The organism is Longimicrobiales bacterium, assembly GCA_035764935.1.
Classification (GTDB): Bacteria; Gemmatimonadota; Gemmatimonadetes; order Longimicrobiales; family RSA9; genus DASTYK01.
The window spans coordinates 61686-74111 of record DASTYK010000165.1 but is presented as its reverse complement, the minus strand read 5'-3'; the positions used below and the strand labels follow the sequence as shown (position 1 = coordinate 74111).

Here is a 12426-nt window from a genome sequence, read left to right as displayed (position 1 = left end):
CGTCGTCACGCATTGAAGTGCGCATGGAGAATCGGCCGGGCGAGCTGGCCCGTGTGGTGCGCGTGATCGGCATCGAGCACCGCGTCAATATCACCGGGCTCGTGCTCGCGCCGACGAAGGAGGAGTACTCCATCGCGATCATGCACCTGCAGACGGTGAATCCGACGGGCATCATCGACGCGCTGCGCCGCCTGGGCTACACGATCGGCTGGCCATCGCTGGAGATCGAGGCATACGGTCCGCTCGAGCCGTCGGACGGGCACTCGCCCACGCGCGGCGTCGTTACCTCCTGGCCGGAGTAGCACCGGTTGCAGACAGCGTTCGTGTGGGACGACGCGCTCGCGTCGTACCGCTTCAATGCGACGCATCCGATGAATCCGCGTCGCCTGCAGCTCACGCTCGAACTCATCCGCCGGCTCGGCCTGCTCGACGACAGCCAGATCGTGCCGCCGCGCCGCGCGACCGACGATGACCTGCTCCTTGCCCACGCACCGGAGCTGGTGGATGCGGTGAAGCGGGCCTCCGCCGGTGAATCCTTTCCCGGCGCTGATCGGTTCGGCCTGGGCACGGACGACGTCCCGATCGTCGAAGGGATGCACGACGCCGCGGCGCACATCGTCGGCGGCACGCTCACGGCCGCGGAGCTGGTCATGAGCGGACGCGTGAAGCGCGCGTTCAACATCTCGGGCGGGCTGCACCACGCCCGCCGTGCCGAGAGCGCCGGCTTCTGCGTCTACAACGACCTCGCCGTTGCGATCCGCTGGATGCAGAAGGAGCACGGCGCGCGCGTGCTCTACATCGACTACGATGCGCACCATGGCGATGGCGTGCAGTGGATCTTCTACGACGATCCGGATGTACTCACGCTGTCATTCCATGAAAGCGGCGCATTCCTGTTCCCGGGCACCGGCTTCGTCGAGGAGCTGGGCGAGGGGGATGGTCACGGCTACAGCGTGAACATGCCACTCGATGCGCACACGGAGGACGAGTCGTTCGAGGCGGCGTTCCGCTCGCTCGTGCCGGACATCACGAAGGCATTTCAGCCGGACGTGATCGTGCTGCAGTGTGGCTGTGATGCGCACGTGCTCGACCCGCTCACGCACCTGCGCTGCACCACGGGGCTGTTCGAGCGCATGACGCGCCTGGTATGCGAGGTCGCGGATGAACACTGCGGTGGCCGGGTCGTCGCGACCGGCGGCGGCGGCTACGCGATCTACAAGGTCGTGCCGCGCGCATGGACGCTGGTCTGGGCGGCCCTCAACGGCATCGACGCGCCCGACGAAATACCCGAGGATTTCCTGCGCATGCTGCGCCTCGAGTGCGGCGAGATCGTGCCGTCGTTGCTGCGCGATCCGCCGGATGCCTTTCTGCCGTCGGAGCGTCGCGCGGCGGCCATCGAGACCAACGCCAGGACGCTGGCATCCGTGCGTCGTGCAGTGATGCCGCATCTCACCGGCTGGGGCCTCGGCTTCTAGGCGAACCGCGTGGAGCTGCCGATCGTGCTCGAAGACAGGAACGGCGCACCGTTCACGGTGCGGCCATACGCGCCGGCGGACCGGACCGCCCTGGAAGCCATGTACGACGGCTTCGAGCCGAAGCGTGGCGCCCAGGGACTGCCGCCCCGGTCGATCGAGCAGATCCGCCGCTGGCTGGACCGTGTTCTCGGCGCGGGCGAGCACCTGCTCATCGAGATCGACGGCCGGGTGTGCGGCCACGTCATGCTGGTGCCGATGGAGCCGGGCACGGTCGAGCTCGCGAATTTTCTCCACCAGTCGATCCGCAGCCGCGGCATCGGCACGCATGCCAACGTCGTCGCAGTCCAGATCGCCCGCGATGGCGGGCACCGGCGCGTCTGGCTCTCGGTCGAGCCATCGAACCGCGCGGCCATCCGCAGCTATGAAAAGGCAGGGTTCCGGCAGCTCCCTGGGTCCCTGTGGGCGCCAGAGATCGAGATGGAGGCCGTACTGGCCTGATCCGGTGAGAGGAGCCGTACCTGCTCGCGCGCGCCCCGGCGCACGCGTATGTGCATGCATCTTGCTCTTTTACGCCTCCAGGAACGGCCGGGACCGGCCGCAGACCGCAGCACCCGCAACGGAGGCAGACATGGTTGGGAATCTGCTCAAGACATATGCGTACGCGAAGGCGCCGCGCACCACGTTCATGGTCGGGCACCCGGTGAAGTCGGCGCGCCTGGCGAAGATGCGCTGGGACATGAAGCACGCCTGGGCGCCGCGCTTCGCGGCTGTCGGGGCAGCGGCGATTGCCCTGCCGCTGGGACTGGCGCTGGGTCGTGCAATGGGCGCGCGTCACGACCACCACGAGCACTGACCGGCCGGCCCAGCGGCCGGAGCACCGACTCGCCATCGAACTGGCGAGTCACCGTGGACGCTGCAAGGCGCCGTGGGAAACCACAACGGGCGGCATCGAGGATCACGATGCCGCCCGTTCGTGGTTACACGGTGTAACCGCTGATCAGTCCAGCCCCAGCACCGACCTGCCCTGCTCGAACACGACGTCCACCGGGATACCACTCGCGTTCACCCGATCGAGCCCGGCCTGCAGCTCCGGCCCGATGTTGCCGTACTGTTCGACGAACGCGCCAACGCCATCGTAGTCGCCGTTGCCCTGCAGCGTGAGGATCAGCTCGGACAGCTCGTTCATCGCCTGGCGCATGCGCTCGACATCGACGCTGTACGTGCCGGTCTCGGGGTTGCGCTCGAAGGCGCCTCGCTCCGCGAAGTAGTTGAAGCGTGCCATGTTCGCGCGACCGTGCGCACTTGCGGCACCGAACCGGACGGACCGGAAGATGCTCGCGAGGAAGGTGACGTAGTAGTCCTCGAGCGCCGCGTCGCCGAGTTCGCCCTGCTCCTGCAGTGACGTGACCATGTACAGCCCGAGCACGTCGGCCTTGCCCTCCTCCAGCGCCGTCGCATGCTCCTTGAGCGCATCGCGCACGGTGCCACGGCCATTGACCGTGTTCTTGATGCCGAGGCCGTGCGCGACCTCGTGGAACATGACGTTGCTGAAGAACGCGTCGAACGTGACGTTGTCGCGCTGCGCCGGGTCGATCAGGACGTCGGCGATCGGGACCAGGATCTCGTCGAACTTCGCGCGCATGGCGTTCTTGAGCTGCAGCCGGCGCGTGCCCTTCTGGAGCTGCACTTCCTCGTCATTGGGCAGGTTGATCGCGATCGACTTGGAGCCGGCGTTGCCGTCCCCCGCGTAGTAGACGACGTCGTACGCGTTCAGATCCGAGTCCGTGCCGGGCTGCTCGCTCCGGTAGCGCGCGTCGACCGGCAGCCCCTGCTGCAGTGCAGGCAGCATCGTCGCGTAGCGCGAGAGGCGGTCACTCCACTCCTGGTCCTTGATCAGCACGACGCCCTCGTACGCCGTCTTGTAGCCGAAGAGCTGATCCTCGTAGTTCTCGATGGGCCCGATGATGATGTCGATCGGGTTGTCCTCCATGTCGAGCCACGCGAAATCGCTCGGCTGGTAGTCGTCCGTCAGGAGCGCGTCCGCGCGCATCTCGAGGTAACGGCGGAGTGCGGGCTCGTCCGCGTACGACGCTGCCTCGCGCAGCTTCGCGGCGGCGCGCTCGACGTGCGGCCGGAACGCCTCGTGGTACGGAACGGCGCGCAGCCCGCCGGTCTCGTCGCGTCGCACGATGGTGTACGGGCTGCGCAGGTCGCTGCCCGTGCCCGCGGCCGCCTCGAACTCCTCGCGGGTCATGTCCGGCGGGTAGAAGTTCGCACCCGCCGGTTTCGGCCCGTAGCCCTCGACGAACGGTTCGTTGTTCGCCAGCCGGTCCCAGGGACCGTAGTTGATCAGCGCGAAGCGGCGCGTCGCGTCGTCGAGAGAGCCAAGGAGCGAGTTGGGCTCGCCGAAGGCCTGCAGCCAGAAAATCGAGTCCATCTCGGCCGCCGCGTCGATCAGCAGGCCAACGACCTGTCTGTCGCGAGCGGTCAGCCCCTCCATCGGGCTGGTCAGTCGTACAGTCGTGTACTTAGCAAGCCGTGCATCGGCCTGTGACGCCGCGCCGGCCACTGTGCTATCGGCTTCCCCGGCCGCGCACGCACCCGCCAGCAGCGCGACCACAGGAATGATGGCAAGTCTCATAGGGGGTCCTCCCGGTATGTGGGCCGGTCCACAATACCGGCCGGCGCTCACGGTAGCAAAAAACCTGGCTGGTCACCGACTGTCCTCGAGAAGCATCTCGCCTACCCGCTTCATGCCGCTGCCCCGTTCGACGAGGACACGTCCGAGCCGTTGCAGCAGGGGCTTCGGCGCGCGCTGCGGGTTCGTGCGGTACTGGCGCAGGTCGCCCACATCGATGTTCAGCGCCATGGAAAGCTCCTGCTCGGAGCCGCAGAACAGGTCCGCGGCGCGGGCGAAGTCGAGCGCCATAGTGAGTCGTTCCTTGTGCGGGTGGTCGAGATCCGGGCGGCTACAGCACGTCCCGGTCCGGGGGCGCGGCCGTCTGATCCGCGCGCGCCTCGGCGACCGCGTCCTCACCGAATACGAGCCCGCCGCCGGCCTGCTGGGCGATCGCGGCGCGCATCTGCGCGATCTCCTCGTCGCTCCGCCCTGCCGCGCGCAGCCTCCGGTCCATCTCGATCCGCTTGACCGCCGCCTTGAGCGTGCCGAGCGCCAGCGTTGCGCAGCGCGGACGTGAGCCGACGATGTCGCTGCCGAGCAGATCGATCATCTCCTCGTACGACATGGCCGCGATCTCGTCGAACGTGTAGTGCTTGCGGTTGGCGCGCTGCGCCAGGATGGACGCCGCCGCCTGGCTGATCGTGCACCCCTCGCCTTCGAAGCTGACCTCGGCGATGCGGTCATCGCCATCCGCGGCACGCACGTGCATCGTGACGACGTCGCCGCAGCCGGGATTGCCGCCCGGCATGCTGACGTCCGGATGCTCCAGCGTACCGCGGTGGCGCGGGTTCCTGAAGTGATCGACGAGCAGTGCGATGCGTGTCTGCCTGTCCATCGTCAGCGCTCGATGGGTGCACGCACCAGGTTGCCCCATTCCGTCCAGGAGCCGTCGTAGTTGCGCACGTTCTCCTGGCCGAGCAAATACGTCAGCACGAACCACGTGTGCGAGCTGCGCTCACCGATGAGGCAGTACGCGATCACCTCGTCGCCGGGGCGGATGCCGCACTCGTCCCGATAGATCGCGGCCAGCTCATCGGCCGGCTTGAACGTGTGCGTGTCGGGATCCACGGCACGGCCCCAGGGGACGTTCCTTGCGCCGGGGATGTGCCCGCCGCGCATCGCGCCCTCGTTCGGGTACTCGGGCATGTGCAGCCGCTCGCCGCGGTACTCCTCGGGCGAGCGCACGTCCACCATGCGCCCCTGCTTCGCGAGGTGCTGCTCGACGTCTTCGCGGAAGGCACGGATCGGGTCGTCGTTGCGCGGCTGTATGCGGACGTTGCCCTCCGGGTACGACGGCACGTCCGTCACCAGGTCGCGTCCCTCCTGCTCCCAGCGGGCGCGGCCACCATCCATGATCCTGAGGTTCTCCAGGCCGAACAGCCGGAACACCCAGAACGCGTAGGTCGCCCACCAGTTGTTCTTGTCGCCGTAGAGCACGATGGTCGTGTCGTCGTTCACGCCATGACGCCGCAGCAGCGCCTGGAGCTGCCCGGCATCGACGTAGTCACGCGTGCGGGCGTCGTTCAGGTCAGCGACCCAGTCGATCTTCACCGCGCCGGGGATGTGCCCGATCTCGTAGAGCAGCACGTCCTCGTTCGACTCCATGAGTCTGACCTTCGGATCGTCCAGGTGCGCAGCGACCCAGTCCGTGCTGACCAGCACCTCGGGACGCGCATAGCCGCGCGCGTCTATCGCCTTCACGTCCGTCATTCGCCTCACCAGTGGGAGCAGATCTGTACGGAGAACAAACCGGCGGGCCCGCCTCGGAGGGCGGCCCGCCGTGTGTACCCCGGTAGGACGGGTTGGTGCGCGCGAACGCTTTTGCGGCCGGACACGGCTAGCGGATCACCACCGTCGTGCCGGGCTCCACCATCCAGTACAGCCGCTCGAGGTCCTGGTTGTTCATGCGCACACAGCCGTGACTCACGGCCTGGCCAACGGACTCCTCGTTGTAGATGTGCGTCCCGTGGATCAGGTAACCGTTGCCGGTGTCCAGCTTGTACGGCCCGAGCGCGTTCGGCACCCGCCGCTGGTTGGTGCCCATCGGCGGAACGAAGACCTTGCCGTCGAAGATGATCTCGTTGCCCGGCGTGAACGGCCAGAAGTTGCCGTAGTGGTTGATGCGGCCGACGTCGTCACCCCGCACGACGATGACCGTACCGTCGCTCAGGTCGACGCGCGAATCGCGCGCGAGCTTCACGACCTCCAGCCCCTGGTGGCGACCGCGCTCGTAGTAGTGCCACTCCGGCACGGTCCAGACCGGGGCCTCCTCCTTGGCCAGAACGCGACGCGTGCCGCGCGGCGTGCTGAAATGAAAGCTGCGTCCCGCGTACTCGAAGCCGCGGTTCATGCCGACCGCAACCGGCACGCTGATGATCGTGTCAGGGCCGACGATGTACCACAGCCAGCGCTTGTCGATCGAGACGACGATGCGCGAGCTCGCCTCCGGGGCCTCCGCCACGACCGGCGTCCGCTCCTGGACGTCCCCCGCCACGTCCGGCTGCACCGGGGGCGGCTCCTCCGCAGGTGTTGCGCGGGTGCCGTCATCGGCCGGACCGTCGATCGCCGGTGGGGGCACGACGTGATCGTCACTGGCCAGGACGTATGTGCGTGAAGGCTCGCCCGGCGGGGCGGTTCGATACGCGTCGCCCGGCTGTGTGCCGGGACTCGCCTGCCGCAGGCCGGCCGAGATCAGAAGAACCGACAGGCCGATCGCCGCGCCGACGCCCGCCTTCTTCAGTGGGTAAGACATGATGCTGATCCTCCGGGATTTCCGCTGAAGGCAACGGTGATGCAGAGGCGATGCCAGCGGAAAACGCCGTGGACGCGGGACTCAGCCAGATCAGTGCTGCAGCGTGGCGTGGTGTGGAAGCGACAGGAGCAGGCAAGGTCCGGGACAGGCCCGGACCTGCAACTAGAAGATGTAGACCGCGGTCCCGACCGGCACGACCTGGTAGAGCGTCGCGAGGTCCTCGTTGCGCATGCGCACGCAGCCGTGGCTCACCGCGTCGCCAACGGAGCCCTCGTTGTAGATGTGCGTGCCGTGGATGAGGTAGCCGTCGCCCGTGTCCAGCTTGAAGGGACCCAGGGCGTCCGGCACGGCCCGCTGGGCGGTGCCGAAGGGCGGCACGAAGACCTTGCCGTCGAAAATGATCTCGTTGCCGGGCGTGAACGGCCAGAAGTTGCCGGACGTGTGCAACCGCCCGACGTTGGAGCCGATCGTCAGGATGAAGCTGCCGTCCGCCAGCTCGATCTTGTCGTCCCTGGAGAGCTTCACGACCTCGAGGCCCTGTGCCTTGGCCCGCTCCAGGTAGTGCCATTCGGGCACGTTCCAGACGGGGTTCGGCTGCTTGGACAGCACCTTCCGCTTGCCTCGCGGGGTCTCGAACCAGAAGCGGCGCCCCTCGAACTCGAAGCTCTCCCCCATGCCCACGGCGACGGGAACGCTCATCAGGGTGTCACGGCCGCTCACGAGCCACAGGCGACGCTGCTCCGTCGAGACCAGCACCTTGGTGCCCTTGTCCGCGTCCGCCAGCGACAGCACGCGGCGCGACTCGGGGTTCACGGGCGGCTTGATGGCCTCGGCCACCGCCTCGCTCATCTCGACGCCCGGATACGGCGCCTGCGCAGCCGCGTGTCCCGGGAGGACCAGGGCGAAGGCGGCACAGCCGGCGGCGATGAGGGCCGCTGCGCGGGTGGGGGACAGTCGTCGGCTCATGGTTCTGCTCTGGCCTGCTGCTGCTCCGGCCGCGGGATCGGTATCCCCCGCGTGGCCAGGATCCGTTCAATGGTCTCGCCGATCTTGACGTTGGGCGTCGACGCACCGGCCGTGAGCCCCAGCGTGAGGGGGCCCGTCGGCAGCCAGTCCGCGACCTCCACCTCCGGGGCATCGGCCGCCAGCTCCGGCTTGTGCCGGATCACGCCCCGCTCCGGGTCGATGCACGTCGCGTCGGCGATGTGGTACGCCGTCGTGTACTCGCGGCAGAGATGCGCCAGGTGGTTCGTGTTCGACGAGTTGTAGCCACCGATCACGACCATCACGTCCGGCGGATCCTGCATCATCTCGAGCACCGCGTCCTGCCGCTCCTGCGTCGCAGAACAGATAGTGTCGAAGGACCGGAAGTGTTCCGCGAGATGATCTTCGCCATACCGCGCGGCGAGGCTGCGCCCGACCTCTGCAGCGATCGCCAGCGACTCCGTCGCGAGCATCGTCGTCTGGTTCGCGACACCGACCCGCACGAGGTCCGTCTCCGGGTCGAAGCCGGGCGACGCCTTCTCACGGAACTGGTACTGGAACGTCTCGCGCGCCAGCGCACGCTCGTTCTGCTCGATGTAGTCGCAGACCAGTCGCGCCTCGTCCATGTCACGCACCACGATGTACTTCCCGTTCGGATGCGTATTCACCTGCGACGCCGTCGCACGCGTTTCCTCGTGGAAGTACTTGCCGTGGATCAGCGCCGTGAAGCCGTCGCGCGCATACGACTCCACCCGCTTCCACACGTTCAGCACCGAGCCGCACGTCGTGTCGACGAGCACGCAGCCGATCTCGCGCAGCGTCTTGAAGTCGTGCAGCGCCACGCCGAACGCCGGCAGGATGACCACGTCCTCCGCGCCGATCGCGGAAAAGTCGAAGACGCCCGCCCGGGTCGGGTAGAGAAAGGTCACCCCGGCTTCCCGTAGCCGCGTGTTGACGTGCGGGTTGTGGATGATCTCGCCGACCAGGAAGATCCGCCGGTCCGGGAACTTGTGCGTTGCCTGGTAGGCGTAGTCGACCGCCCGGTCCACGCCGTAGCAGAAGCCGAAGTCCTGGGCGAGTCGCAGCGTCAGGTCGCCGAAGGTCGCACGAAACCCGTCCGCGCGGATCTGCTCGACCAGCGCACTGTGGTACTCGGCGGCAAGGACGGGCTCGATCTCCTTCTTCAGGCCGAGCCCGCGTCGGAAATACGTTTCCTGCATGGAGATAAGGTAACCGCGGGGCTGGGCGGGCGAAACCTGGAAGGGAGAGGCGGGCCGGGGCCCGGGGCCCGGGGCCTGGGTCGGGGTGAACTGCGGGTCGGCCGCTCTTTCCAGGGCTCTTGACCGCGGGACGGTCATTGGAGCATCCTTTCTTTAGAAGTCTACAGAAGACATCGACAGGAGACCGCTGTGGCGGACCGGGCGTCGACGGACGTACTGCGAGGTTCACTCGACCTCCTCGTGCTGAAGACGCTGTCCCTGGAGCCGATGCACGGCTGGGGGATCAGCCAGCGGGTGCAGCAGCTTTCTGACGGTGTGCTGGAGGTGAACCAGGGTTCGCTCTACCCGGCGCTGCAGCGACTCGAGAAGCAGGGGCTGGTGACGAGCGGGTGGGGCAGGACGGACAACAATCGACGGGCTCGCTATTACGAGCTGACCGCGGCCGGTCGGCGAATGCTCGGTGCGGAGGTAAAAAGCTGGCGCCGGTTTGCAGCGGCGCTGGAAACCGTGCTGCGGACCGCATGAACGAATCACGACGTTCGGACCCGCAAAGCGGCGTTCGATGAGGTGGCTGGACGCGGCGCGCGCGCGACTGCGGCTGATCAAGCGTGGCGCGGCCGAGGCGCGCATGCGGGAGGAGTTCGATTTCCACGTCGACATGGAGACCGAGCGCCGGATGCGCACCGACGGCCTGAGTCGGGAGGAGGCCCGGCGGCGGGCGCTCGTCGCATTCGGCGGAACGGAACGGTACGGCGAGGAGATGCGGGACGGTCGCGGGACGGCGTGGCTGAGCGGAGTGTCGCTGGACCTCCGGCTGGGCGTGCGGATGCTGGTCCGCTATCCGGGTCTGGCGATCGTCGGCGGGCTGGGTCTGGCGGTCGCAACCACGGTCGCGACGGTGGCGGTTGGCCTGATCAGCAGCATGATGAACCCTGCTTTGCCGCTGCCCGGCGGCGATCGCATGGTCATGCTGCAGAACTACGACACGCAGCGGCAGGACCCGAACCAGTCGACGCATCTGCATGACCTGGAGACGTGGCGGCAGTCGCTGAGCTCGGTGGAGCAGCTGGGTGCCTTCCGCACCGTGCGTCGCAACCTGCTCGAGGAGGGGGCGACGCCGGAGCTGGTGCGGGTGGCGGAGATCTCGCCGTCAGCCTTCGCGCTCACGCGTACACCGCCGCTTCTCGGCCGACCACTGCTGTCGTCCGACGAGCGGGCCGAGGCCGGCAACGTGGTCGTAATCGGAGGCGATGCCTGGCAGGGCCGCTTCGGGGGTGACCCGGGGATTGTCGGGCGCAGCATCCGCTTGGGCGACGATGAGTTTACGGTAGTCGGTGTCATGCCCCCGGGCTACCGGTTCCCTGTCAACCACCACTACTGGATTCCGCTGCGTCTCGAAGCGGGCGCGTACGAACGTGGCGCAGCGCCCCCGGTGATGGTCTTCGGCCGACTCGCCGAGGGAGCATCGCTCGAGGGTGCGCGCGCCGAAGTGGCGACCGTGAGGCATGGGCTGGCGAGCACATGGCCCGAAGTCTACGAAGGAATCCTGCCGCAGGTGCTGCCGTACACGTACCCCTTTTTCGCGATCGACAAGCCGGGCATTGCGCGCGCGCTGCTGCTCGGGCAGGCGCTGATCACGCTGCTGCTGGTCGTGGTGGGCGTGAACGTCGCCGTTCTGATGTACGCCCGAACGACGACGCGGCTGGGTGAGATCACGGTGCGCACGGCGCTCGGCGCGAGCCGCCGGCGGATTGTCTTTCAGCTGTTTGCCGAGGCATTCGTGCTGTCACTGCTCGCAGCGGTGATCGGCCTCGCGGCGGGAAGCGCTGCACTTCGCCGCATCAGCGCGATGATGCAGAACGAGTTTTCCGGAGAGATGCCGTTCTGGCTGACGCCGGGCCTGACGCCCGGGCTTGCCCTGTACACCGCTGGCCTCGCGGTTCTCGCGGCGGTCATCATGGGTGCCGTGCCGGCGCTGAAGGCGACCGGGCGCCGGATCGCGACGGGGCTGCGCGCGCCCGGAGGCGCCGGCGCGGGCGGCCGACTCGGACGGACCTGGACGGTGCTCATCGTGGGTCAGGTCGCGGTCGCGGTGGCAGTGCTGCCACTGGCGCTCCAGGGCGCGATGCAGGCGATGCGCTACGGGACGGCGGATCCCGGCTACGAGGCCGACGAGTACCTGCGCGCGTTCGTGTCCATGGAGCAGGAAGCGTCGCAGGCCGCGGAAGCAGACGTACCGGCAAGTGGAGCGTTCGCGGACGCGGCATCGCGGCTTCTCTCGGCGCTCGACCGCGATCAACGGGTCGCCGATGCGACGTTCGCGTTTCACATGCCTGGCAAGGAGAGCACGGTATCGGTGACGGCCGTCAGTGGGCGTGCATCCACGGACTCAGCAGGCGGCACCGTCTGGCACAGCGTTGCCCTCAACCGGATCGCCCCCGACTACTTCGCCGCGTTCGACAAGCCGATCCTGGCGGGACGGGCATTCGGTGCCGGTGATGCTGCCGAAGCGGCTCGCACCGCAATCGTCAGCCGATCCTTCGCGGACCGGGTGCTCGGCGGTGGTGACGTACTCGGCCGGACGGTTCGTCTCGGTGGATCCGGAGCGAGCGCGGACGAGCAGCTGCTGGAAGTCGTCGGGGTCGTGCCTGACTTCCCGACGAACGACATGCAGGACCAGCAGTATCCGCGGCTGTACCGGGCGCTTTCGCCGACTCGGTCATTCAACCTGATCGTGCGTACGCGCGGCATCGATCCGACGGCGTACACGCGGCGCCTGCGCGAAATCGCTGCTCAGACGAGCGCCAGTCTGGTCATCGACGAGCCGATCGCCCTGGACGATGCCATCGAGCAGGAGCAGGGGCTGATGCGGATGATCGCGCTGGTCGTGATGCTCGCGACGCTCAGCGTCGTGCTGCTGTCCGCTGCAGGCATCTATGCGATGACGTCGTTCGCCGTCGTGCGGCGACGCCGTGAGGTCGGCATCCGCGCGGCGCTCGGCGCGCCGCCCGGACAGCTGCTGCGCGCGATCTTCGCACGCACGGCAGCCCAGCTCGCGGTGGGTGTGGCTGTCGGCCTCGTGCTCGCCAGCGCACTCGACGTGGGGCTGGAGGGCAGCCACGCCGCCCTCCTTCCCCTGGTCGCCGCCCTCATGGTTGCCGTCGGGCTCGCCGCCGCCGCCGGGCCCGCGCGTCGCGGATTGCGCATACAACCGACGCAGGCGCTGCGGGAGGAATAGTCGCAACGGCTGCGGCGGGGCGCGGGGGCGCATCGGTTGAAGCGCCCGCTGGCCCAGCCGGCCCACACGGCCCGAGC

13 protein-coding genes are annotated in these 12426 nt (G+C 68.0%); 6 read left to right on the top strand and 7 right to left on the bottom strand.

The annotated features are described in order from the left end of the window. The 4 genes from VFU06_14865 to VFU06_14850 form a co-directional block, all read left to right on the top strand. Window positions 1-302 (top strand): ACT domain-containing protein (locus VFU06_14865; protein HEU5210673.1); only part of this gene is annotated, 302 nt, incomplete at its 5' end. 6 nt (window positions 303-308) lie between these two features. Continuing rightward, the gene (locus VFU06_14860) at window positions 309-1475 is read left to right on the top strand and encodes an acetoin utilization protein AcuC (protein HEU5210672.1); all 1167 of its coding nucleotides are present in this window, start codon (window positions 309-311) and stop codon (window positions 1473-1475) included. A 9-nt stretch (window positions 1476-1484) separates the two neighbouring features. After that, complete coding sequence (locus tag VFU06_14855) at window positions 1485-1973, top strand: GNAT family N-acetyltransferase (protein HEU5210671.1); 489 nt, start codon at window positions 1485-1487, stop codon at window positions 1971-1973. Window positions 1974-2103: 130 nt separating this feature from the next. After that, window positions 2104-2328: a hypothetical protein gene (locus tag VFU06_14850; GenBank protein HEU5210670.1), complete on the top strand. Its 225-nt coding sequence runs from the start codon at window positions 2104-2106 to the stop codon at window positions 2326-2328. A gap of 144 nt (window positions 2329-2472) precedes the next feature. Here VFU06_14850 and VFU06_14845 read toward each other — a convergent pair whose 3' ends face one another. The 7 genes from VFU06_14845 to VFU06_14815 form a co-directional block, all read right to left on the bottom strand. Next, window positions 2473-4116: a hypothetical protein gene (locus VFU06_14845; protein HEU5210669.1), complete on the bottom strand. Its 1644-nt coding sequence runs from the start codon at window positions 4114-4116 to the stop codon at window positions 2473-2475. Window positions 4117-4188: 72 nt separating this feature from the next. After that, window positions 4189-4404 (bottom strand): hypothetical protein, encoded by a 216-nt coding sequence (locus tag VFU06_14840; protein ID HEU5210668.1) that lies wholly within the window; start codon window positions 4402-4404, stop codon window positions 4189-4191. Between the two features lie 40 nt (window positions 4405-4444). Then, window positions 4445-4990: an iron-sulfur cluster assembly scaffold protein gene (locus VFU06_14835; GenBank protein HEU5210667.1), complete on the bottom strand. Its 546-nt coding sequence runs from the start codon at window positions 4988-4990 to the stop codon at window positions 4445-4447. 2 nt (window positions 4991-4992) lie between these two features. Beyond that, a complete protein-coding gene (locus VFU06_14830) occupies window positions 4993-5865 on the bottom strand; it encodes a sulfurtransferase (protein HEU5210666.1) in 873 nt (290 codons plus the stop codon). A 127-nt stretch (window positions 5866-5992) separates the two neighbouring features. Continuing rightward, window positions 5993-6907, bottom strand: coding sequence for a L,D-transpeptidase (locus tag VFU06_14825; GenBank protein HEU5210665.1), 915 nt, complete (start codon window positions 6905-6907; stop codon window positions 5993-5995). A gap of 162 nt (window positions 6908-7069) precedes the next feature. After that, the gene (locus VFU06_14820; GenBank protein HEU5210664.1) at window positions 7070-7873 is read right to left on the bottom strand and encodes a L,D-transpeptidase; all 804 of its coding nucleotides are present in this window, start codon (window positions 7871-7873) and stop codon (window positions 7070-7072) included. Then, entirely contained in the window at window positions 7870-9111 is a 1242-nt protein-coding gene (locus VFU06_14815; GenBank protein HEU5210663.1) for a 4-hydroxy-3-methylbut-2-enyl diphosphate reductase, read from the bottom strand. The genes VFU06_14820 and VFU06_14815 overlap by 4 nt, the downstream gene beginning before the upstream one ends. Before the next feature lie 189 nt (window positions 9112-9300). On the opposite strand from VFU06_14815, the gene VFU06_14810 reads away from it, so the two are divergent. Continuing rightward, on the top strand, window positions 9301-9636 hold the full coding sequence (locus VFU06_14810) for a PadR family transcriptional regulator (protein ID HEU5210662.1): 336 nt from the start codon (window positions 9301-9303) through the stop codon (window positions 9634-9636). A gap of 37 nt (window positions 9637-9673) precedes the next feature. Beyond that, the gene (locus VFU06_14805; protein HEU5210661.1) at window positions 9674-12349 is read left to right on the top strand and encodes an ABC transporter permease; all 2676 of its coding nucleotides are present in this window, start codon (window positions 9674-9676) and stop codon (window positions 12347-12349) included. Window positions 12350-12426: the final 77 nt, after the last annotated feature.

What these genes read in the sequence shown, in the direction of transcription:
- VFU06_14850 (HEU5210670.1), top strand. Translation starts at nt 2,104, where the DNA reads ATGGTTGGGAATCTGCTCAAGACATATGCGTACGCGAAGGCGCCGCGC.
- VFU06_14845 (HEU5210669.1), bottom strand. Translation starts at nt 4,116, where the DNA reads ATGAGACTTGCCATCATTCCTGTGGTCGCGCTGCTGGCGGGTGCGTGC.
- VFU06_14840 (HEU5210668.1), bottom strand. Translation starts at nt 4,404, where the DNA reads ATGGCGCTCGACTTCGCCCGCGCCGCGGACCTGTTCTGCGGCTCCGAG.
- VFU06_14835 (HEU5210667.1), bottom strand. Translation starts at nt 4,990, where the DNA reads ATGGACAGGCAGACACGCATCGCACTGCTCGTCGATCACTTCAGGAAC.
- VFU06_14830 (HEU5210666.1), bottom strand. Translation starts at nt 5,865, where the DNA reads ATGACGGACGTGAAGGCGATAGACGCGCGCGGCTATGCGCGTCCCGAG.
- VFU06_14825 (HEU5210665.1), bottom strand. Translation starts at nt 6,907, where the DNA reads ATGTCTTACCCACTGAAGAAGGCGGGCGTCGGCGCGGCGATCGGCCTG.
- VFU06_14820 (HEU5210664.1), bottom strand. Translation starts at nt 7,873, where the DNA reads ATGAGCCGACGACTGTCCCCCACCCGCGCAGCGGCCCTCATCGCCGCC.
- VFU06_14815 (HEU5210663.1), bottom strand. Translation starts at nt 9,111, where the DNA reads ATGCAGGAAACGTATTTCCGACGCGGGCTCGGCCTGAAGAAGGAGATC.
- VFU06_14805 (HEU5210661.1), top strand. Translation starts at nt 9,674, where the DNA reads ATGAGGTGGCTGGACGCGGCGCGCGCGCGACTGCGGCTGATCAAGCGT.